This is a genomic window from Pseudoalteromonas sp. HL-AS2 (assembly GCF_031198805.1).
Classification (GTDB): domain Bacteria; phylum Pseudomonadota; class Gammaproteobacteria; order Enterobacterales; family Alteromonadaceae; genus Pseudoalteromonas; species Pseudoalteromonas nigrifaciens.
The window spans coordinates 1,692,491-1,715,275 of sequence record NZ_CP133571.1 but is presented as its reverse complement, the minus strand read 5'-3'; the positions used below and the strand labels follow the sequence as shown (position 1 = coordinate 1,715,275).

At 39.0% G+C, this 22,785-nt stretch carries 21 protein-coding genes; 17 read left to right on the top strand and 4 right to left on the bottom strand.

Annotated elements, in window-relative coordinates; genetic code table 11:
• Positions 1–82 precede the first annotated feature (82 nt).
• From pyrD to RB215_RS08070, 6 genes are all read left to right on the top strand, one after another.
• Positions 83–1,093 (top strand): quinone-dependent dihydroorotate dehydrogenase, encoded by a 1,011-nt coding sequence (gene pyrD, locus RB215_RS08095; RefSeq protein WP_011328347.1) that lies wholly within the window; start codon positions 83–85, stop codon positions 1,091–1,093.
• Between the two features lie 179 nt (positions 1,094–1,272).
• A complete protein-coding gene (locus RB215_RS08090) occupies positions 1,273–1,803 on the top strand; it encodes a cell division protein ZapC (protein ID WP_011328346.1) in 531 nt (176 codons plus the stop codon).
• A gap of 90 nt (positions 1,804–1,893) precedes the next feature.
• Positions 1,894–4,011 carry a bifunctional 23S rRNA (guanine(2069)-N(7))-methyltransferase RlmK/23S rRNA (guanine(2445)-N(2))-methyltransferase RlmL gene (gene rlmKL, locus RB215_RS08085; protein ID WP_011328345.1) on the top strand — a complete coding sequence of 706 codons (2,118 nt, stop codon included), beginning with the start codon at positions 1,894–1,896 and terminating at the stop codon, positions 4,009–4,011.
• On the top strand, positions 4,004–4,243 hold the full coding sequence (locus tag RB215_RS08080; RefSeq protein WP_041454446.1) for a glutaredoxin family protein: 240 nt from the start codon (positions 4,004–4,006) through the stop codon (positions 4,241–4,243). The genes rlmKL and RB215_RS08080 overlap by 8 nt, the downstream gene beginning before the upstream one ends.
• A gap of 15 nt (positions 4,244–4,258) precedes the next feature.
• The gene (locus tag RB215_RS08075; protein WP_309216185.1) at positions 4,259–6,175 is read left to right on the top strand and encodes an ABC transporter ATP-binding protein; all 1,917 of its coding nucleotides are present in this window, start codon (positions 4,259–4,261) and stop codon (positions 6,173–6,175) included.
• An 11-nt stretch (positions 6,176–6,186) separates the two neighbouring features.
• Entirely contained in the window at positions 6,187–7,926 is a 1,740-nt protein-coding gene (locus RB215_RS08070; protein ID WP_182676626.1) for a DUF3466 family protein, read from the top strand.
• Positions 7,927–8,019: 93 nt separating this feature from the next.
• On the opposite strand, the gene RB215_RS08065 is transcribed toward RB215_RS08070, so the two are convergent.
• The gene (locus RB215_RS08065; RefSeq protein WP_011328341.1) at positions 8,020–8,526 is read right to left on the bottom strand and encodes a DUF2062 domain-containing protein; all 507 of its coding nucleotides are present in this window, start codon (positions 8,524–8,526) and stop codon (positions 8,020–8,022) included.
• On the opposite strand from RB215_RS08065, the gene RB215_RS08060 reads away from it, so the two are divergent.
• The 7 genes from RB215_RS08060 to tcdA are packed head-to-tail and all read left to right on the top strand — an operon-like array spanning position 8,506 to position 15,976.
• Positions 8,506–10,773: a DNA internalization-related competence protein ComEC/Rec2 gene (locus RB215_RS08060; RefSeq protein ID WP_309216184.1), complete on the top strand. Its 2,268-nt coding sequence runs from the start codon at positions 8,506–8,508 to the stop codon at positions 10,771–10,773. The two genes, RB215_RS08065 and RB215_RS08060, sit on opposite strands and share 21 nt — an antisense overlap.
• Positions 10,774–10,833: 60 nt before the next feature.
• On the top strand, positions 10,834–12,579 hold the full coding sequence (gene msbA / locus RB215_RS08055) for a lipid A export permease/ATP-binding protein MsbA (RefSeq protein WP_309216182.1): 1,746 nt from the start codon (positions 10,834–10,836) through the stop codon (positions 12,577–12,579).
• Positions 12,576–13,556, top strand: coding sequence for a tetraacyldisaccharide 4'-kinase (lpxK, locus tag RB215_RS08050; RefSeq protein ID WP_011328338.1), 981 nt, complete (start codon positions 12,576–12,578; stop codon positions 13,554–13,556). The genes msbA and lpxK overlap by 4 nt, the downstream gene beginning before the upstream one ends.
• Positions 13,546–13,743, top strand: coding sequence for a Trm112 family protein (locus RB215_RS08045; protein ID WP_011328337.1), 198 nt, complete (start codon positions 13,546–13,548; stop codon positions 13,741–13,743). The genes lpxK and RB215_RS08045 overlap by 11 nt, the downstream gene beginning before the upstream one ends.
• Positions 13,731–14,492, top strand: coding sequence for a 3-deoxy-manno-octulosonate cytidylyltransferase (kdsB, locus tag RB215_RS08040; RefSeq protein WP_011328336.1), 762 nt, complete (start codon positions 13,731–13,733; stop codon positions 14,490–14,492). Before RB215_RS08045 ends, kdsB begins: the two co-directional genes overlap by 13 nt.
• Positions 14,489–15,169: a TIGR01621 family pseudouridine synthase gene (locus RB215_RS08035; RefSeq protein ID WP_179807014.1), complete on the top strand. Its 681-nt coding sequence runs from the start codon at positions 14,489–14,491 to the stop codon at positions 15,167–15,169. Before kdsB ends, RB215_RS08035 begins: the two co-directional genes overlap by 4 nt.
• Positions 15,170–15,976 carry a tRNA cyclic N6-threonylcarbamoyladenosine(37) synthase TcdA gene (tcdA, locus tag RB215_RS08030; RefSeq protein ID WP_179807015.1) on the top strand — a complete coding sequence of 269 codons (807 nt, stop codon included), beginning with the start codon at positions 15,170–15,172 and terminating at the stop codon, positions 15,974–15,976.
• 34 nt (positions 15,977–16,010) lie between these two features.
• Here the strand turns inward: tcdA and RB215_RS08025 are convergent, their stop codons facing one another.
• The 3 genes from RB215_RS08025 to RB215_RS08015 all read right to left on the bottom strand — a co-directional run bounded on the left by RB215_RS08025 (position 16,011) and on the right by RB215_RS08015 (position 19,080).
• Positions 16,011–16,427 carry a SufE family protein gene (locus RB215_RS08025; RefSeq protein WP_011328333.1) on the bottom strand — a complete coding sequence of 139 codons (417 nt, stop codon included), beginning with the start codon at positions 16,425–16,427 and terminating at the stop codon, positions 16,011–16,013.
• 14 nt (positions 16,428–16,441) lie between these two features.
• The gene (locus RB215_RS08020; RefSeq protein WP_309216180.1) at positions 16,442–17,668 is read right to left on the bottom strand and encodes a SufS family cysteine desulfurase; all 1,227 of its coding nucleotides are present in this window, start codon (positions 17,666–17,668) and stop codon (positions 16,442–16,444) included.
• Between the two features lie 125 nt (positions 17,669–17,793).
• Positions 17,794–19,080 carry a citrate synthase gene (locus RB215_RS08015; RefSeq protein WP_011328331.1) on the bottom strand — a complete coding sequence of 429 codons (1,287 nt, stop codon included), beginning with the start codon at positions 19,078–19,080 and terminating at the stop codon, positions 17,794–17,796.
• Positions 19,081–19,486: 406 nt separating this feature from the next.
• Between RB215_RS08015 and sdhC the strand changes: the two genes are divergently transcribed.
• From sdhC to RB215_RS07995, 4 genes are read left to right on the top strand one after another with little or no spacing between them, the layout of a single operon-like run.
• Positions 19,487–19,864, top strand: a complete 378-nt coding sequence (sdhC, locus tag RB215_RS08010; RefSeq protein ID WP_011328329.1) for a succinate dehydrogenase, cytochrome b556 subunit — start codon at positions 19,487–19,489, stop codon at positions 19,862–19,864.
• Complete coding sequence (gene sdhD / locus RB215_RS08005) at positions 19,855–20,202, top strand: succinate dehydrogenase, hydrophobic membrane anchor protein (RefSeq protein ID WP_011328328.1); 348 nt, start codon at positions 19,855–19,857, stop codon at positions 20,200–20,202. Before sdhC ends, sdhD begins: the two co-directional genes overlap by 10 nt.
• On the top strand, positions 20,203–21,975 hold the full coding sequence (sdhA, locus tag RB215_RS08000; RefSeq protein WP_011328327.1) for a succinate dehydrogenase flavoprotein subunit: 1,773 nt from the start codon (positions 20,203–20,205) through the stop codon (positions 21,973–21,975).
• A 10-nt stretch (positions 21,976–21,985) separates the two neighbouring features.
• Positions 21,986–22,702: a succinate dehydrogenase iron-sulfur subunit gene (locus tag RB215_RS07995; RefSeq protein WP_011328326.1), complete on the top strand. Its 717-nt coding sequence runs from the start codon at positions 21,986–21,988 to the stop codon at positions 22,700–22,702.
• Positions 22,703–22,785: the final 83 nt, after the last annotated feature.

The window sequence follows — 22,785 nt, the reverse complement described above, 5'->3', positions numbered from 1 at the left end:
GAGTTAATGGTTAAAATTGTTATACAATACCTCGGCCTAGTCTGAGGTATTTTTTTGTCTGCATTTTAAGAGGATTATATTCATGTTTTACGATTTAGCTCGCCGTTTTATGTTTACCCGTGATGCGGAGTGGGCGCATGAGTTCGCTCTTAATAATTTAAGTCGTTTTGCCAATACACCATTAAGCGCTGCTTGGTCACAAAATATTGTGAATAAACCAGTTAATTTTTTAGGCTTAGAACTTAAAAATCCCGTTGGTCTTGCTGCAGGGCTTGATAAAAATGCAGAGTGTATTACTGCATTTGCACAAATGGGCTTTGGTTTTGTTGAAGTGGGTACAGTTACTCCGCGCCCACAAGCTGGTAACGATAAACCACGTATGTTTAGATTGCCGCAGTCAAATGCCATTATCAATCGCATGGGATTTAATAACAAAGGCGTTGATAATTTAGTTAATAACGTTAAAGCAGCCAACTATACCGGTATTTTAGGTATTAACATTGGTAAAAATAAAGACACACCGAATGAGCAAGGCAAAGACGATTACATACATTGCATGCGCAAGGTATTTGAACATGCCTCGTATATAACTGTTAATATTTCATCGCCAAATACCCCAGGGCTTCGTGATTTACAATACGGTGCAGCCCTTGATGATTTACTACAAAGTTTGAAAAACGAGCAGCTTGATCTTGTTGCTAAACATGGTAAACAGGTACCTATGCTGGTAAAAATTGCGCCAGATTTAGATCCAATCCAAATTGCTCAAGTAAGTGAATCTTTACTAAGCAATAAAATAGATGGGGTAATTGCTACCAATACTACACTTGAGCGTAGCATGGTTGCGGGTCAGCAATATGCTGACGAAGCCGGTGGTTTATCGGGGCAGCCAGTTAGGGAGCGTGCGACGCATGTAGTTAGCGAGTTAAAGCGTTTAACTAATGGGCAGTTACCTATTATAGGTGTAGGCGGTATTGACGATGTGTCATCGGCGAAAGAAAAAATAAACGCAGGTGCCGATTTAGTACAGATTTATACTGGCTTTATTTATAAAGGCCCACAATTAATTAAATCGATAGTTGATAGTTTATAAAAAATAGGGCTACTTAGCCTTAAAAGTTAAGTTTGTTTTAACACTAAAAGGCTAACTTGCCCTCTAAGCTTTTGATCGTTCAATAAATGTTCTAATAAAACATTTTAAAAATGATTAAAAGCGGCTATACTTTGTGCTTATTGTTTTTATTATATTTAAATGCTAAGCGTGGAGGGGATATGTTACAAGCATCAAAGCAATGGCAGTGGATATCTTGCGCCAAAAAAAACCGCTTATTACTTGATTTAAATGAAGATATGCAGCTCTGCACTCCTTATAAGTTAAGACAACTTACTGACAGCACATTTAAAAACCCTTATTTTAGCTTAGAAGATGCCGCTTTTTATGAACAAGTTTATCAATATCTTGTGCAATTTAAGCTGTGGAATCCAGCGCAATTATGTCAAATATCACTCAATGCAACCGCAGTGAAATTTCAATTAAAGCCAGTACTTGCTAAAAGTTGGTTTTTTGAGCAATACACAGGAAGCACTCCAAGTACTGAAGCCGTTATTAATTTAACCTCTAAAGCGCAGTCGGGAGAGTTTTTAATTGTAGAGCACAGCAGTGATGCATCTGTATGTATTAACCTAAGTGAAAATTTTCAATTAGATGATAATTTATCATTAGTACAGTTTGAAGCCATTCGCGTTTTAAACAATCGTGTACATCCTCTCTTAAATCAGCATATTCATAGCAAAATAGCTTAATCTAATTTTATTTTCAGCCCGTGTTTATGGCGTGTTTGTATGCAAACCTATGTTATAATCCTGCGCAATTAGCTATTAAGGGTTACTACTTTGCAATTTATCGCACTTACTTCTATCGGAATCGAAAATTTATTGGTTGATGAACTAACAGAACTTGGCGCAACTGTGTCTAAGCAAACTGTTGGTTCTGTTCGCTTTGAGGCAGACTCATTATTGGCGCAAAAGGTGTGTTTATCGACTCGCTTTGCTACGCGCGTGCTTATGCTTATTGAAGAAAAAGAAGGCGTAGATGACAAAAATAGCCTGTATAACTTTGCTCGCTCACAACCATGGCAAGAATGGTTTGGGCCTACACAAACGTTTGCTGTCGACTTTAATGGCACCAACGACTCATTAAAAAATACACAGTTTTCTGGTTTAGTTATAAAAGATGCCATAGTTGATTACTTTAACGACTTATTCGAGCAGCGCCCTAATGTTGATAAACAAGACGCTAATGTGCGTGTGGTTGCGCGTTTAAATCGTTATGGCGTATCTATGTATATAGATTACTCTGGCCCGCGTTTATCTGAACGTGGTTACCGACAGGGCCAAGGTAAAGCACCTATAAAAGAGCATTTAGCAGCGGCATTAATCAAACGCAGCGGCTGGCTTGAAAATGTAAATCAGCCTTTGTTTGACCCATGTTGTGGTGCAGGTACTATTTTAATTGAAGCTGCCGGTATGGCGCGCAACGAAGCTCCCGGCTTATTTCGCGAAGGCTTTGCATTTGAGCGCTTACCAAGTTTTAGAGCTGCGAAATTTAAAGAGCTAAAAGAAGAATTGCTGGGCAATATTATAGACCCTAAATTATGGCTCATTGGCCACGATTACGACGCTCAAGTATTAGGTAAAGCAATTGATAACGCAAAACGTGCTGAGCTAGACGATATTATTAAGTTTAAACAAAGTGATGCAACTAAACTAACCGCAGTGGCTAAATTACCTGGCGTAGTTATATCTAACTTACCTTATGGTGAGCGTATTGGTTCTATGGCTGAGCTTGTAGATTTACATCGTAATTTAGGTGTGGGCTTTAAAAAGCACTTCAATCATTGGAAGCTTGCTTTACTGGGTATGGATGAGAGCTTATTTAAGCTGTTAAAGTTGGTTAGGCTGAAACGTTATAAATTTAAAAATGGCCCGTTAGATGTTGAACTTAACTTGTATCAACTTGATGACAAACAAGTAAGCCTGACAACCGATGATAAAAAAGCGCTGAATTTTGAAGGTTCAATGTCTTTTGCTAATCGATTGAAAAAGAACAAGCAGGGTTTAAAAAACTGGCTTAAGCAAAACGAAATTACAGCATACCGTGTATACGAAGCTGATATTCCTGAGTACAACGTTGCTGTAGATATTTACGGTGACTCAGCGGTTATTTTTGAATACGCAGCCCCGAAAGAAATTGATGAAAAAACGTCTGAAAAACGCTTACAAGATGTGATCAGCTTAACCGCTGAACAACTCAAAATAGCACCAGAGAATATTGCTGTAAAAGTACGTAAAAAGCAAAAAGGCGAAGAGCAATACACGCCAATGGCTAAACAAAACCGCACTATGGTGGTTGAAGAGTTTGGCGCTAAGTTTAAAGTGAATTTATTTGATTACTTAGACACTGGCTTGTTTTTAGATCACCGTTTAATGCGTCGTTATATTCAAGAAAACGCCAAAGATAAGCGCTTTTTAAACTTATTTGCCTACACAGGTACAGCGTCAGTACATGCAGCACTTGGTGGCGCTAAAGCAATTACCACGGTTGACTTGTCAAAAACCTATTTAAAATGGGGCCAAGACAACTTTGATTTAAATAATATTAGTAATACTCGCTACCGTTTTGAGCAAGCAGATTGCTTAAAGTGGCTAGAGCATGCGACGGCGCAGTACGATTTAATCTTTTTAGATCCCCCGACGTTTTCAAACTCTAAGCGTATGAAAGATGCATTTGATGTGCAGAGCGATCATATTAAGTTATTAACTTGGGTTAAAAAAATATTAAGCCCGTCGGGTACGCTTATTTTTTCTAATAATAAACGTGGCTTTGTTATGGATGAAGTGGGTTTAATTGGCTTGGGCTTAAAAGCGGTTAATATTTCTGACAAAACCTTATCGCCTGATTTTAAGCGTAATAAAAAAATTCATAATAGCTGGTTAATTACCCATGGCTAAGTGGATTTTATATCACACAGATGGTTGTCATTTGTGTGAACAAGCTGAGCAATTAATTAAGGGATTAGTTAATAGCCACAATGAATTATTGCTAGTAGATATTATGACTGATGATCAGCTTATTGCTGATTATCAGGTTAGTATTCCGGTATTTAAAAGTGAGCAAGGCCAACAATTATTTTGGCCTTTTACTGCACTAGACGTGCGTGAATTTTTAGCGCAAGCAGAATAAGAGCAAAGAAGAATTATGGATTTAATTAGAATTTTAAAAGCACAACTGGCCTTTGGTACTCATGCATTGCTTAATAAAGCAGATGCAGTGATTGAAAGTGGCGAGCGTGTGTGTGTTGTAGGTCGAAATGGTGCTGGTAAGTCAACGTTATTAAAAGTACTCGATGGTGAGGTTTTATTAGATGATGGCGAAATAAACCAGCTTGGCGGTATAAGAATTTCTCGTTTAGAACAAGATCCACCAAAAGGCGCAAGCGGCACTGTATTTGATTATGTTGCTCAAGGTATGCCTGAAATTGCCAACTTACTGATTGATTTTCATCATGTGAGTACAGAGCTACAAACCGTATGTACCGATAAGTTATTAAATAAACTTGAGCGTTTATCAAACCAATTAGAAGCGGTTGATGGCTGGCGTTTTGACAGTCGCATTCAAGTTGTTTTAACCCAATTAGAGTTAACACCTGATGCTAAGCTTGAGTCACTTTCAGGTGGTTGGTTACGTAAAGTTGCACTTGCTCGTGCACTGGTTAGTGAGCCAGACTTATTATTACTCGATGAGCCTACTAACCACTTAGATATGGCAAGTGTTATGTGGCTTGAGCAATTTTTAAAAGAATTTAAAGGCGGCATTGTATTTATATCGCATGACCGTGCCTTTATTCGTGCTGTTGCAACGCGTATTTTAGATTTAGACCGTGGTAAATTAATATCATACCCTGGCGACTATGCTACTTATTTAGAGCAAAAAGCCCACGACTTAAAAGTTGAAGAAAGCCAAAATGCTTTATTTGATAAGCGTTTAGCCGAAGAAGAAACGTGGATACGCCAAGGTGTTAAAGCACGAAGAACCCGTAATGAAGGGCGCGTACGTGAACTTAAGCAACTACGTAACGAGCGTAAACAACGTGTTGACCAAGTAGGTAAAACAGACTTTAATATTGAAACCGCAGATCGTTCGGGTAAATTGGTATTTGAAGCTAAGCATCTTTGTCATGCATTTAAAGATAAAGTGATTGCAGATGATTTTTCAACCTTGGTTATGCGCGGCGATCGTATTGGTTTAGTTGGTCCTAATGGCATTGGTAAAACAACGTTATTAAAATTAATGTTTGGTAGCCTAGCCCCAGATAGCGGTGAAACTAAGCAAGGTGTTAATTTAGAATTTGCTTACTTTGACCAATACCGTGAAAAATTAGATGAAGAAGCAACAGTACAAGACAACGTTGCTGAAGGTAAGCAAGAAGTAATGATGGGTGGTCGCTCGCGCCATGTATTAGGTTACTTACAAGACTTTTTGTTCCCGCCAGCACGTGCCCGTACACCAGTTAAAGCGCTTTCGGGTGGTGAAAAAAACCGCTTGTTATTGGCGAAACTGTTTTTAAAACCGTCAAACATATTGGTACTCGATGAGCCAACTAATGATTTGGATATAGAAACATTAGAGCTTTTGGAAGATATTATTAACCAGTATCAAGGCACAGTATTAATAGTAAGCCATGACCGTGAGTTTATTGATAATACCTGCTCTAGTGTTTGGGCATTTGAAGGTAATGGCAAGATTACTGATATTGTTGGCGGCTACAGTGATTACGAAGCCTATGTTAATTACTTAGCAGAGCAACAAAAAAATCAACCACAGCAAGCAACTAAAAAAGTTGAAAAAGTACCTGCTGCGCCAGTAGTTAAAGCAGAGGCTAAAGGTAATAAACTCTCTTACAAATTAAAACTTGAATTAGAGCAACTGCCTAATAAAATGGAACAACTCGAAGCCGATGTTGAAATTCAACAAGCCATAGTTAGTGATGTTGATTTTTTTAAGCAAGACAGTGATATAACGGCTAAGGCATTGAACCATTTGGCAAAACTTGAGTCAGACCTTGAGGCCGCGTTTTCGCGCTGGGAAGAACTTGAAGAATTAAAAAATCAGTAGTAAGGACTAAAATGAAATATAAATTACTCGCTGCCAGTATTTTAGCAACAATGAGTACTTCAGCATTAAGTGCGACTTATCAATTAACGGAATTGGGTGCACTTGAAGGCGCGAAATATTCTTATGTTACCGATGTAAGTGAAAGTGGTCATATTATAGGTATAGCTAATGGCTTATATAATTTACCTGTAGATATTGAGCATATTGATTTTTCACTGAGTTTAATTCAAAACGCTTACACTAATGAAGTTAATGCATTTGAGCTTAGTGATAAAGAGATTACTTTTACGTTAGAAGACATAGAAAAAAACAATGCTGTAGCAACAAATGCAGATGCGCATAGCTTCATGATTCGTTTTTTAGCTAATGTGTCGGCTAATTATCAGTTTCAAAAGTTAAGCTCACTAACGGCAATAAAATATGATAGCGGCGCTGCTGTTGAGCAAACTTTGTTTGATATAAACACGCCTGATTACCCAGGCGTTACCCGCTCTGTGACTAACTTTTACAACGCTGTTGCAGAAGATGGCACTACAGTTGGGTGGGGCAGTGCTCCATTTGATAAAATAGAGTTTACTATAGAGGACGAAACTGATCCTACATCGTGGTTTACTCGTGACTTTATAGAGCGCGGTATTATTATATCTGAAAGCGGTATGGAAGTTCCTTTGGTACCCCAATTTAGTGAATATGGTGGTACTAGCCAAGCCTCTGATATTGTAAAAACCGCAGATGGTTATATTGTTGTTGGTAATATGTCACTTGGTATACCGCAAACGCGTCAAACCAATATTACTGATAACTGTGATGATAAATATCAGCCATTTTCAACCTGTATTGAAGTTATTAATAATCAAACAACCCGTGGGATATTTAATAAGCAAGCAACTAAATGGACGCTTGATAACGCATTTAATATCACGTCTACCGAGGTACTAGGTTTAGCCTTTACTCCTTATGAAGACGAAGTTGACTTTGCGTTTATTAGTAATGCATTTGCGGTTAATAAGAACGGTATTGCAGCAGGTGTATCGAACACGCGTTATTATGATAAAGATACTACTATTATAACCATGCCGGTGTATTTTAAAGATGGCAAAGCGGTTGAATTTATAAATCAACCAGACGGTTGGCAAGGCGGTAAATCTTTAGCAATTAACGATAATAATATTGTGACAGGTTATGCCACAAGACGTGTTGATGGTGCTTTACGTAATAAGTTTTTCTATCATGATATAGCAACAGGTACTACCGTTTATCCAGATAGCTATTTTACGAGCTCAAGCTCATACGGTAACAGTATAAATAATCAAGGTTATATTGTTGGCGAAGGTGAGGTTGGTATTTCTGATAGTTCACGTCGATCAGCTGCGTTCATTTATAAAATAGGTGATGATAAAATCACTAATTTAAATGACTTATTGCCGTGTTACGACATGGACGGTACAAGTAGTTATGGCTATAGCATGAGTGAAGCTAAAGTGATTAACGAAAACAATGAAATATTTGGTGTGGCCACTAAAACTGTTGAAAAGCGTAACTCATTAGGTGAAGTTGTAACCGATGTTAACGGTAAAACTGAATATGAAAGTGTTGCTGTAGCAGTAAAGCTTTCGCCAATACCTAATGGCACGATAGAGGATTGCGCACCACCTGATGCCGAAGTGTATGAGCGTCGATCTGCAAGCTTCTCTTGGTATGGATTATTATTATTACCACTGATTGCGTTTAGACGAGTATTTAGATTTTAATAGAATTTAAATCGAAAATTTAAGCCGAGAAACTAAAAAAGCCCAAACTTGTTAAGTTGGGCTTTTTTTGTCTATAGTCATTATAACTATTGGCTACTTGTTACGTATTAACCATGCTTTTCTAACTGAACGCCGCCAAACAATATCTATTCCAAAATAGCCGATAATCGCGGCAACTGATGCCGACACCAAGGAGCCAACTAAAAATGCTGGACCAATAGTCGTTAAGCTTTCGATAAACCAAGGCCAGCTTGCTTCAAAGGAAAAATGTTGTTCTGGCTGGTTTAGTACTAGGGTGCCAATAAGATAAGAGCAGTAAAAAATAGGTGGCATGGTAACGGGGTTAGTTATCCACACTAAGGCCACTGAAATGGGCAGGTTTACCCTAAACACTATAGCGGTTGCTGCAGCTAGGACCATTTGAAAAGGAACAGGGATGAACGCAAAAAATAACCCGACAGCAAATGCACCACGCGCAGAGCGTCTATTTAAATGCCAAAGGTTCGCGTCTTGTAACAAACGGCCAAATATTTTAAGTGATTTGTGATGCCTAATTTTATTTGGATCGGGTAAAAATCGTTGGATCGTTTTTTTAGCCATTTAAAGCAACCATTTACATCAATGTGGATTAGTCTTGGATTTGTGTGCGGAAGTATTGCAACCGTATTTTATTTTCAAACCCTCGAATTTATACTCATCACAATTTCAATCCTAATTGCGAGCGCTTATTTTAAGCCGTTTTCAAATGTTTTGTTAGGCTTTATTTGCGCTATTTTTGCTATCTTAGTGCATTTCACACTTTTTTACTCGTTTGAGCTACCAGCGCAGGGTGAAAAGTATGCATATTCAGTAAAGTTAGTTGTTGAAGACGTTGTATCAGCTAATGCTCCGCAATATATAAAAGCAAAAATTCTTAAGCTTGATGAGCAAGATTACGCTTATTTTACTGCCCCCAGTGCTATGTTAAGTGTTGATTCAGCGCAAATATTAGAAGTAGGCGCAACTTTCAGTGCTCACGCACATTTAAAAAACTTTAGAAGCACAAAAAATTTTACTGTTTTTGACAATCAACTTTATGCATTTACACAAAAAATATTTTTTAAAGGCAAAGTACTCAATAAAAATTTAATTATTACAGATACAAAAAGAAACCAACACGTTATAGCTTATCGCCACTATATTAAACACATATTTAAAGAGTCTAAGCTTAACTGGCTTTATTATACGCTGCTGACGGGCGACAAGTCCTTAATGAACTTTGAACAAAAGCTGACCATGCAAACGCTGGGGTTAAGCCATTTACTGGCAATTTCTGGGTTGCATATTTCGTTAGTTTTTGGCTTTGCTTTTTTTGTAACACGCTCACTTGTAAGCCACGCCAGAATTAGAATAAAACAAACAATTAACCTTGCAACTTGTTATAGCTTAATGGGCTTTATAGCGGCATTTATTTATGTATTTTTAAGCGATTTTATTGTCTCTGCGACCCGGGCTTTAATAATGTTAGGGTGCTACTTATTATTGTATTACCTAGCTAAACAATCGCTACGTTGGCGCAGTATTTTATACGCCTTGGTTTTAGTTTTAATGATTAACCCTTTTAATGTATTAAATCCAGGTTTGTATTTTTCATTTTTAGCTGTGGTTATCATCTTTATTGTTATTACAAAAGTACCTTTTAAGGGGGCTTCTGTTATCGCTAAAGTAGGCATGTTATGTGCTATACAAGGGGCACTATTTATAGGCTTATTGCCTTTGTCGTTATACTTTTTTAATGGTGTGAGTTTGGCAGGGTTAGTCTTGAACTTAATCGCTATTCCGTTGCTCGCCTTTATCATTATGCCATTATTATTAGTGGTTGCGATATTGAGCAGTGTTATTGATATGAGCCTGATAGTGTCGTTATTTGACCCCGTATTGTATTTTTTGTATCAACAATTAATGGCAATACCGCCAGGCTGGCGTTGGTTTAATGTAGGAACAATTACTTTAGATATAGTAATGTTTAGTTATGTAACCATGCTACTACTATATTTAGTGAAATTTAAATGGCTTGCTTGTATCCCGTTAAGTGTATTGCTGGTTGATAGTTACTTTACTTCCAAAAGTGATTGGCAAGTAAACATATTTGATGTTGGCCATGGTTTGATGGTGTTGTTAGAAAAAGATAACAATGCATTAATTTATGATTTTGGCCCTAGTTATTTTAACCGCTTTAGCCGTACACGTAGTATTTTACTGCCGTATATAAAAGCTAATAATCTGAATGTTGCGACCGCTATTTTAAGCCATCAAGATAACGACCATGCAGGAGGAGTTAAACATTTTATTGAGGCAGGCTTTGAATCGACTCTCAGTGCTTTTCATCCAAATGGTATACCGAGTTTATGTAAAACCATGACTATGGATTTTTATGGGCTTAAAATACAAACGTTTAGTTCAATTACTTTTAACAATAACAACGATGACTCCTGCGTAGTTAAAATTAGTAGCGCGCAACACAGTGTACTTTTTACTGGTGATATTTCTAAGCAACGAGAGCACGCACTAATTGCCGCAGGATATAATTTAGCAAGCAATGTATTAATAAGCCCGCATCATGGTAGTGGTACTTCATCAAGTAGTGAGTTTATCGCGGCTGTTAACCCTAAAGTTGTGGTGCATTCGAGTGCTTACAAAGGGCAATGGCATTTTCCTAATGATGAAGTGGTTGCACGGTTTAACAAAATTGGCGCTGCGCAATATATTACTGGGCAGCAAGGACAAATTAGAATTAAATTTTATAGTACTAATCTGCATGTTGAAACGGCCAGAGAGCGTGAAAGTTATTGGTTTATTAAAGATTGACGTTTTGTTTTAGCCTCCCTGAGGATACAATAGGGGCTGTAACTGTATAAAGAGAGTGTTATGGATCAAAGTACTACACAAATTTATAAACGTCTTATTTCTTACGTTGGTGCGTACAGAACAGTCGCCATCGTCGCTATTATTGGCATGATAGGGTATTCAGGTATGGATGCTTTATTTATTCAGCTTATGAAGCCGTTTATTGACGAAGGTCTTAATGAGCGCAATGCTGATGTACTAAAATATGCACCATTTGTAGTTATTGCTTTGGTAATAGGGCGTGGTGTATTTAACTTTATGTCGTCTTATTGTTTGAGTTATGTAGGCTCACAAGTTGTACGCTCGCTGCGCCAAGAGTTGTTTGAACATATTCTACATTTACCGGTATCGTTTCATGATAAAAACTCCACCGGCGATCTTATTTCCAAAATAACCTTTGATACCGAACAAGTACAACAAGCTATTACCAAGGCATTATTAATTGTAGTGCGTGAAGGCGCTTTTGTGGTGTTTTTACTCGCAGTTATGTTTTATACCAGTTGGCAATTATCGCTGATATTTTTAGTTATTATTCCTTTAGTTGCTGTCATAGTCACTGTGGTGTCAAAGCGCTTTAGACACATTTCTAAAAGTATTCAATCAGCTATGGGGCAAGTTACTCGTAGCTCAGAGCAAATGCTAAGCGGTCATAAAGTGATCCATGGTTTTGGTGGCCAAAATCAAGAAATAGATCAGTTTTCAAAAGTAAATAATCATAATCGTCAGCAACGAATTAAAATGGACGCAACTAAAGCCTTGAGTGTATCAATCATTCAAGTATTGGCTGCCAGCGCTATGGCGGTTATTTTATGGGTTGTGTCAATGCCTTCGATGATTGACACCATAAGCTCAGGCGACTTTGTAGTATTAATTTCATCAATGATGATGTTACTTCGCCCGCTTAAACAGCTAGCTAATGTAAACAGTGATATGCAGCGAGGAGTTTCAGCCGCGCAAAGTGTGTTTTTAATACTCGACGAGGAAGTAGAAAAAGACACAGGTACTGTAAGCGTAGATAAAGTAAAAGGCTTGATTGAAGTTAAAAATGTCACCTTTAAATACCCAACTAAAGATGAGCCGGTATTAAACAATTTATCGTTAACGATTAAAGCGGGTGAAAGCATTGCTTTAGTTGGGCGTTCGGGCTCAGGTAAATCTACTATTTCTAACCTATTGCCACGTTATTATGATTTAGAAGCGCCGAGTGAAATTTTACTCGATGGCATTGCACTGCATGATTATAAGCTAACCGATTTACGTCGTCAGTTTGCGCTAGTGTCGCAACAAGTGGTGTTATTTAACGACTCCATTGCCAATAATATTTGTTACGGTTTACAGCGTGAAATATCGGAGCAAGAACTGGAAAAAGTAGCCAAGCAAGCGCATGTATGGGAGTTTGTAAAAGACTTACCAGAGCAGCTAAATACTATGGTTGGCGAAAATGGGGTAATGCTCTCTGGTGGTCAACGCCAACGTATTGCTATTGCTCGTGCAATATTAAAAGATGCGCCTATTTTAATCCTTGATGAAGCAACATCTGCGCTCGATACTGAATCAGAAAAACTAATTCAGCAAGCACTCGAGGCATTAATGAAAGACAAAACCTCGATTGTAATTGCGCATCGCTTATCGACGATAGAAAATAGCGACCGAATTTATGTTATAGATAATGGCAGTGTTATTGAAAGTGGCGATCATTTAAGTTTACTGGCAAATAATGGCACTTATTCAGCATTATGCAAAATGCAATTTGGTGAGCAAGGGTGAGCAAAATTGAACAAAGCTGGTATCAGCCCGTCAGTTTAATTACTATATTATTACTGCCTTTAGCTGCACTGTTTTGGCTAATATCAACATTACGTAAATGGCTTTATACATGCGGTATACTAACGCAATTTAGTAGCAAAACACCTGTAATTGTAGTGGGTAATATTAGTGTTGGCGGCAATGGTAAAACGCCATTTGTACTGTGGCTACACGCTCATTTAACTCAGCAAGGTTTATCTGTAGGTATTATTAGCCGAGGCTACGGCGGGCATGCTAAGCAATATCCATTGCTTGTTGATCATAACAGTACTACGCTTGAGGCGGGCGATGAACCGATACTTTTATATCATCGTTTGCAGTGCCCCATAGCGGTTGGCCCAAACAGACAACAAAATATAGAATTACTGGAACAAACCTCTGCTATTGATGTAATTATATCTGACGATGGCATGCAACATTATAAAATGGCACGCAGTATTGAATGCTGTATTGTTGATAGTGCACGTCAATTTGGCAACGGTTTGTTAATGCCAGCAGGCCCGCTTCGCGAAACTAAAAAGCGCTTAAAGAGCGTTGATTTAGTGATAGAAAATGGCGGCAACAACCCACAACGTTATAATTTGCAGCCTGCAGCTTTAAAATCTGTGCTCAATAATAGTACGCTAACAGAGCCTATATTAACAGCCCACGCTGTGAGTGCTATTGGTAATCCGCTGCGTTTTGAACAGTCATTACAAGCACAAGGCATTACCTTAGTATCAACCCATCATTATCGAGACCATTATGCATACACTGCTGATGATTTTACTCAGTTTGGTGATGAAAATGTGTTAATGACCGAAAAAGATGCTGTAAAGTGTAGTGCTTTTGCAAAACAAAATTGGTATTACTTACCAGTGGATGCTCAACCTACCGATAGCGTTATAAACAAATTAAATTCATTATTAAAAGATAAAGGGATCCTCAATGGCCTTTGATACAAAATTACTCGAAATTATCGCCTGCCCAGTATGTAAGGGTAAATTACGTTTTGATAAAGAAAACAGCGAACTAATAAGTACAGCCGCTAAGTTGGCGTATCCGGTTATCGATGACATTCCAGTATTGCTTGAAAATGAAGCGCGTGAATTGTCACTTGATGAGGTACAAAAGTGGAATTCGTAGTTGTTATTCCTGCGCGTTACGCTTCTAGCCGTTTACCAGGCAAACCACTAGCCGATATTTGTGGTAAGCCAATGATCCAGCATGTTTATGAAAAAGCCTGTTTATCGGGTGCGAGTAAAGTTGTTATTGCGACCGATCATCAAAAAGTATTTGATGCTGTGAGTACCTTTACAAGTGATGTATTAATGACGCGTGAAGATCATCAGTCAGGCACGGAACGTTTAGCAGAGGTTGTTGATTTACTTAAGCTTGATAACAACACTATTGTAGTTAATGTGCAAGGTGATGAGCCATTATTGGCACCAGAAAATGTATCTCAAGTTGCCACGTTATTAAATGAATCAACTGCACCTATGGCCACTTTAAGTGTAGCGATAGAAGAGCAAGAAGACGTTTTTAATCCTAATGCAGTTAAAGTCGTTAGCGATATTAATAAAAATGCATTGTATTTTTCGCGTGCCAGTATTCCGTTTGATCGTAGCGCCATGATGGGCGAGCAGAGCACGCTGGATTTAACGCCGTTTCAACGCCATGTGGGTATTTATGCCTACCGAGCTGGTTTTATTAAGCAATATATTGAGCTAAGTGTGTCACCGCTAGAGCAGCTAGAATCACTAGAACAATTACGTGTGCTTTACCATGGCTACAATATTAAAATAGAGCAAGCGCATATTACTCCACAAGCGGGTGTCGATACGCCAGAAGATTTAGCTAAAGTAATTAGCTATTTGCAAAGTAAACACGCGTGAGCATTACGAATAAAGCCTATTTAAAAGTTGTGCATAGTCATAGAGACTTTTATATTTTAGCAAAACCTGCAGGGCTGAATTTTCATTCAGAAGACGCCGCAGGTTTTGTGGTATTAGCAGAGCAGCAATTAAATGAAAAACTCTTTGCAGTACACCGCCTCGATAAAGTGACCTCAGGCTTGCTTATTTTAGCGCGCAATAAACTCGCCGCCGCTAAATTTACGCAAATGTTTACTGAGCACACAATTAATAAGTTTTACTTGGCTATTAGCGACGCCAAGCCTAAAAAAAAGCAGGGTTGGATAAAAGGCGATATGGCAAAATCACGCCGTGGTACTTTTAAGTTACTTACAACAACAGCTAATCCTGCTATTAGTCGTTTTTATTCTGTAAGTTATAAACCCGGTTTTAGGGGGTATATTTTAAAACCTTACTCAGGTAAAACGCACCAATTAAGAGTAGCGCTAAAAAGTATAGGCGCACCTATATTAGGTGATACCTCTTATGCAGGTGCGCATAGCGCACGTACTTACTTGCATGCATTTGCGCTTGATTTCTTATGGAATGAGCAGCAAATACAATTTACTCTTTTACCCGATAATGGGGATGAGTTTACACAATTAATTAAACATCAAGATTTTCAAGCATGGAAAACACCATGGCAACTGGATTGGTAAATGACTGAAAAAGTAACAGACATACGTTTTGGCGGGATCAAACGTTTATACGGACAACGACAGTTTGACTGGTTACAGCAGGCACATTTTTGTGTTGTTGGCATTGGTGGTGTTGGTAGTTGGGCCGCAGAAGCATTGGCGCGCACTGGGGTTGGCAAATTAACCCTAATAGATTTAGATGATATTTGTGCCACTAATGTAAATAGACAAATACACGCACTTACCGGCACCATTGGCCAAGCTAAAGTGGAGGCGATGAAAGCGCGTTGTGAGTTAATTAACCCACAATGTGAAGTGCAGGTGATTGATGACTTTATTACTTTAGATAACATTCATGAGCATATTCAGGGCTTTGATTATGTTATTGATTGTATTGACGCAGTGAAAGAAAAAGCGGCATTAATTGCGCATTGTAAACGCAATAAACTAGCTGTAATTACTACCGGCGGCGCAGGTGGGCAAACTGATCCGGGGCAAATTACGTTTGGCGATGTGGCTAAAACTACCCAAGATCCACTCTTAGCTAAAGTGCGTTATATTTTACGCAAGCAATATAATTTTAGTAATAACCCTAAGCGTAAGTTTAATATTGATTGTGTATATTCAACAGAGCAGCTGGTATACCCAGGCAGTGATGGCAGTGTTTGCCATGCTAAGCAAAATGCCGATGGTAGTATGAATATGGATTGTAATAATGGCTTTGGCTCAGTGACTATGATCACCGGCAGCTTTGGCTTTTTTGTAGCTGCAAAAGCCGTTCGTAAATATTTAGATAAAAAACAGCGTTTACTTAGTTCCCAAGCATAACGCTGCTTATAATTTAACCTGATCTTGGGTTAATTTAACTTATTTTTTGTTTAGCCATGGTTTGAATCGTCTCTACCATGGCTTTAATACCATTCCCTCTAGATGGACTTAAGTGGCTAATTAACCCTAGTTTTTCAAACTCTTGATAGGCGTTTATCTCCAGTACTTGCTCTGGGGTAAGGCCATTGTATAGCGCTAATATTAAGGCAAGTAAGCCCTTTACAATACGGGTATCAGAATCACCTATCACCACGAGTGTATTTTCGGTTAAATCAAACTCCACAAATAGCCACACTTTACTTTCGCAGCCAGGGACTAATGCGCTGTCTATTTTCAAAACGTCAGCAAGTACTGGTAATGTTTTACCAAGTAACATTATTTCTCGGTATTTTTGCTGCCATGCAGGTGCATTTTTTATCCCTTGGGCTGCTTTATTAAAAGTATTTGTCATATTCTTATCCAACATTAGTCTAATAGAGCAATGCATTTTTGTAGTGCATCAATAAAATTATCTACATCTGTATGGTTATTATAGAAAGCTAAGCTTGCTCTAAGGGTGCCATTGACCCCTAAATGCGCCATTAAAGGCTGAGTGCAATGATGGCCACTGCGCAGTGCAACCCCATATCCGTCAAGTAAAGTTGCCAAATCGTATGGATGCTCATCTTTATAGTTAAAACATAAAGTGCCAATATTATGCTTAAGGTCACTAAATAGGGTGATGCCATCAATTTGCTGTAGTCTATTGGCTGCATAATTAAATAGCGTTTGTTCATATTCAATTAAAGCAGGGTGATTTAATGCATTTATATACTCAAGTGCTGCACCAAAGCCTAATACGCCGGCAATATTTGGCGTCCCCGATTCAAACTTTGCCGGTGCATCGCGATAAGTGCTGTGCGTTAAGGTTACGGTTTGGATCATTTCTCCCCCGGTTTGGTATGGGGTGAGGGCATTTAATTGCTCGTAGCGGCCATATAAGCCGCCTAAACCGGTTGGCCCCAGCATTTTATGGGCAGAAAAAACGTAAAAATCACAATTAAGTGTGCTTAAATTAGCTTTTAAATGCATTGCTCCTTGTGCGCCATCAACCAGTACTAATGCGCCTACCGCTTTCGCACTGGCAATTAACGGCGCTAAATTAGTGATATTACCAAGCGCATTAGAGGCTTGGCTAATGGCCAATAACTTAGGTTTATGCTGCTTTATAAATTCACAGCATGCAGGTATATCAAAGGTGGCATCGTCGTTAAGCGGTAAAATAGCAAGCTTAGCACCAGTTTGCTGAGACAAAACCTGCCAAGGTACAATATTAGCATGATGCTCAATAGGCGTAATAATGATGGTATCGCTGGCTTTTATTTGATTTTTTAAGCCATTAGCAATTAAGTTTATAGCTTCAGTTGCCCCTTTAGTCCATACAATTTCATTACTATTAACACCAAAAAATTCTGCAGCTTTATCTCGTACTTGCTCATAACGATAAGTAGCCTGCTCACTGAGGGTATGGCGTCCACGATGTACGTTCGCGTTTTGCGCTGCATAAAACTGTGCCGTGGTATCAATAACGCATTGTGGCTTTTGTGTGGTTGCCCCAGAGTCTAAATAAGTTAAAGTTTGGCTATTAATCGTTTGATTTAGGATAGGGAAATCATTACGTATTTTAGTGATATCAAACGTGGAAACAGACATAAGCTCATTTAATTAGTCAATTTAGGGCGAGAATTGTAATCTGTTTAAGATAATTCTCAAGTGCTGAGTAACAAAAAAGGCCGCAATAGCGACCTTTTAAAATACTTAAGCAATATTACAGCGAATTAACGCTTGTCAGTTGCTTTGTAGTCACGTTGTGTGTAACCCGTGTAAAGCTGACGTGGGCGGCTGATCTTATGACCAGGTTGAGATAGCATCTCATCCCAGTGAGTGATCCAACCAACAGTACGTGCCATTGCAAAAATTACAGTGAACATGCTTGTTGGAATACCGATCGCTTTTAAGATAATACCTGAGTAAAAATCTACGTTAGGGTAGAGTTTCTTCTCAACAAAGTACGGGTCTTCAAGCGCAATTTGCTCAAGCTTCATTGCAATATCAAGCAATGGATCTTGAATATTTAGCTCAGCAAGTACTTCGTGACACGTTTGACGCATTACCGTTGCACGTGGATCAAAGTTTTTGTAAACACGGTGACCAAAGCCCATAAGACGGAACGGGTCTGACTTATCTTTTGCTTTAGCTACGTATTCGTCAATGCGATCAACAGAACCAATTTCTTCTAACATGTTTAAACATGCTTCGTTAGCGCCGCCGTGTGCAGGGCCCCAAAGAGATGCGATACCAGCAGCAATACAAGCATATGGGTTAGCACCAGATGAACCTGCAAGACGTACAGTAGACGTTGATGCGTTTTGTTCATGATCAGCATGAAGCATGAATATTTTATCCATAGCTTTAGCCGTTACAGGGTTAACTTTATACTCTTCAGCAGGTACAGAGAACATCATATGTAAGAAGTTTTCGGCGTAGCTTAAATCGTTACGTGGGTATACAAATGGTTGGCCAATGTTTGTTTTATAAGCCATAGCTGCAATAGTAGGTAACTTAGCTACTAATTTAATTGCACTTGTTTTGCGTTGGCTTGCGTCTGTAATATCAAGATCTTCATGATAAAAAGATGATAAAGCACCAACCACGCCACATAGCATTGCCATAGGATGTGCATCAAAACGGAAACCTTGGAAGAAAGTTGCAATTTTTTCATCTAGCATAGTACTGCGAGTGATTTGTTGTGCAAATTCTTCATACTGCTCTTTTGAAGGTAACTCACCGTTTAATAGTAAGTAACATAGCTCTACATAGTTAGAGTCTTCAGCAAGCTGCTCAATTGGGTAACCACGATGAAGTAGAACACCTTTGCCGCCATCAATATAAGTAATTGTAGATTCACAAGAGCCAGTCGACATAAAACCTGGATCGTAAGTAAAGTGACCATGTGAACCTAATGTACGTACGTCAATTACATCCTGGCCAGCAGTACCTTGATAAATTGGAAGTTCGATTGGATCTAGACCATCAATATGGACTGTGGCTTTCTTATCCGCCATCTATGTATCTCCTATTAAGATAACTATTCTGATTTTATACTCTAAAATCTGTTTTAAGCACATCTTCTCATTTTAACGTGAAAGAGGGGTATAAAGTCAATTTTTATAAGCATTATGCGTATACGTATAATAAATATTCGGTATGGTTTGAATATTATACCATTGGCTAATTTGCAAATGGCTCTAACTAAACAAGAATTGTAAAAAGGCCTGCGGCTATATATACTGTCGAAGGTTTTTAACCGTATTGTATTTAGGTAAACATATTTTTACATTATAATTTTTGCATTATAGTGAACTTTATTTGTAAAGAGACGTTTATTTTGATAGTTCCATCAGAAATATTTGGTGGGTTTTAGAAAAACAAGTAGATGAGCCCCACTGTGGGCAAGATGGGCAAGTAACTGTGAAAAAGCAAAGACCTGTAAATCTAGATCTAACAACTATATCTATGCCGGCAACGGCTAAAGCGTCAATTTTCCACCGCGTCACCGGTGTTGCATTATTTTTTGCTTTAACGTTTGTCATTTGGGCTTGGTCAGAGTCTCTTTCTTCTGCTGAAGGTTTTGAATTCGTCAAGGGTCTGTTTAACGGATTCATTGCCAAATTTATTGCTTGGGGCACCGTGTCTGTATTGGGTTATCACCTTATTGGTGGTATTCGCCATATGATTATGGATATGGGACATTGGGAAGAACTTGAATCAGGTAACCTCAGCGCTAAAATTGCAATGGCTCTTGGCGTTGTGTTTGCCGTATTGGCAGGGGTGTGGATATGGTTTTAAATCAAGCAACTCTTAAACGTGATGGTGTACAAGATTTCGTATCTTTACGTACCACGGCATTAATAATAAGCGCGTATGCGATTTTTATTATCGGCTATTTTTTAGCAACGCCAGAAGTCACTTTCGAAGCCTGGACAGGCCTCTTCTCTAACCTAGCAATGAAAGGGTTTACTTTAATTGCCCTGGTTTGCATTATGGTTCATACCCGCATTGGCCTTTGGCAAGTTCTAACAGACTATGTTAAGTGCGCTAAGCTTCGTGCTGTTTTAGGCTTTGTACTAAACCTAATGGCCTTTGCTTACGTAGCTATTGGTCTAATCGTATTATGGGGTGTATAAGTGAAATATTCTGTTCGTGAATTTGACGCCGTAGTAATCGGTGCCGGTGGTGCAGGTATGCGCGCTGCTTTAGCTATTACTGAGTCTGGCAAAACGTGTGCTTTAATCTCTAAAGTATTTCCAACTCGCTCACACACTGTATCAGCACAGGGTGGTATTACAGTAGCGCTTGGTAACTCGCACGAAGATAACTGGGAATGGCACATGTACGATACCGTTAAGGGCTCCGATTTTATCGGTGACCAAGACGCTATTGAATATATGTGTCAAACAGGCCCAGAAGCTATTACTGAATTAGAAAACATGGGTCTCCCATTTTCTCGCTTTGAAAATGGCCGTGTTTACCAACGTCCTTTCGGTGGTCAATCGAAAAACTTTGGTGGTGAACAAGCTGCACGTACTGCGGCAGCTGCCGATCGTACTGGTCACGCACTATTACACCTTCTTTATCAACAAAATGTTAAAAACAAAACAAATGTATTCTCAGAATGGTATGCACTTGATTTAGTTAAAAACGATAATGGTGATGTAGTAGGTTGTACTGCAATTGAAATTGAAACAGGTGAAATCACTTATTTCAAATCTAAAGCAGTAGTATTAGCAACAGGTGGTGCGGGTCGTATTTTTGCATCAACTACTAATGCGCACATCAACACCGGCGATGGCGTTGGTATGGCAACACGTGCTGGTATTTCTATGCAAGATATGGAAATGTGGCAGTTCCACCCAACGGGTATTGCTGGCGCGGGTACGCTAGTAACTGAAGGTTGTCGTGGCGAAGGTGGTTATCTTTTAAATAAAGATGGCGAGCGCTTCATGGAACGTTATGCACCAAACGCAAAAGACTTAGCGTCTCGCGATGTGGTTGCACGTTCAATGATGACTGAGATCCGTGAAGGTCGTGGTTGTGATGGTCCTTGGGGTCCTCACCTTAAGCTAAAACTAGATCACTTAGGTGCAGAAACACTAAATCTGCGTCTTCCTGGTGTATGTGACCTTGCTAAAACATTTGCTCACGTTGACCCTGCAAAAGAACCAATTCCAGTAATTCCTACATGTCATTACATGATGGGTGGCGTGCCAACCAACGTAAATGGTCAAGCGCTACAAATCGACGCAAACGGCAAAGAAACAATCGTTGAAGGTTTGTTTGCGGTAGGTGAGATTGCCTGTGTATCAGTACACGGTGCTAACCGCTTAGGTGGTAACTCATTACTTGATTTAGTGGTATTTGGTCGTGCGGCCGGTAACTTCTTAGGTAAATACCTAAATGATGTTGAAATTTCTAAAGCGGCATCAGAGTCTGATTTAGAAACATCACTTGCACGTTACAATCGTTGGGAAAATTCAACGGCTGGCCAAGGTGAAGATCCAGTTCAAATCAAAAAAGACTTACAGCAATGTATGCAACTTAACTTCTCGGTATTTCGTGAAGGTGACTCTATGGCTGCTGGTCTGCAAGAACTTAAAGAAATTCGTGAACGTCTGCAACATGCACGTCTTGATGATAAATCATCAGACTTCAACACGCAGCGTATTGAATGTCTTGAACTAGATAACTTAATGGAAACAGCTTACTCAACTGCAGTAGCTGCAAACTTCCGTACCGAAAGCCGTGGTGCACACTCTCGCTTTGACTTCCCAGATCGTGATGACGAAAACTGGTTATGTCACTCAGTATTTAATCCGTTAACGGATGAAATGAGCAAGCGTGACGTAAACTACGCGCCTAAGTCGCGTGAAGCTTTCCCACCTAAAGCACGTGTGTACTAGGAGATAGACGATGGCACAAGTACAATTTTCAGTTTATCGTTATAATCCCGATGTTGACAACGCACCTCGTATGCAAGAATACACCTTGCAAACAGAGGAAGGTCACGACATGATGGTTTTGGATGCACTTATTCTTTTAAAAGAACAAGATCCAACATTATCTTTCCGTCGTTCATGCCGTGAAGGCGTGTGTGGATCTGATGGTGTTAACATGAATGGTAAAAATGGTTTGGCATGTATCACTCCTTTATCTACGCTGCAAAAAGGTGGCAAAGGTAAAATAGTAGTGCGTCCATTACCAGGCTTACCTGTGGTTCGTGACCTTGTTATTGACATGAGTCAGTTCTACACTCAATACGAAAAAGTTAAACCGTATCTAATTAATGACACGCCTGCAGCTGGCGAGCGTCTTCAAACAATCGAAGAACGTGATAAGTTAGATGGGCTTTATGAGTGTATTTTATGTGCATGTTGTTCAACATCGTGTCCTTCGTTCTGGTGGAATCCAGACAAGTTCATTGGTCCAGCAGGCCTTCTTCATGCTTACCGTTTCTTGGCTGATAGCCGAGATACAGCAACAGAAGAGCGTTTAGCTGACTTAGACGATGCTTTCAGTGTGTTCCGTTGCCACAGTATAATGAACTGTGTTAGCGTTTGTCCTAAAGGTCTTAATCCGACCAAAGCAATTGGACAAATAAAATCTATGTTATTAAACCGAGCGGTTTAATTACTTAGTAAATGTAGGATGGCTAATACTAATTAGTCATCCTGTTATCATAACTATTAATTTCTGCGCTAAAGAAAAGGGCT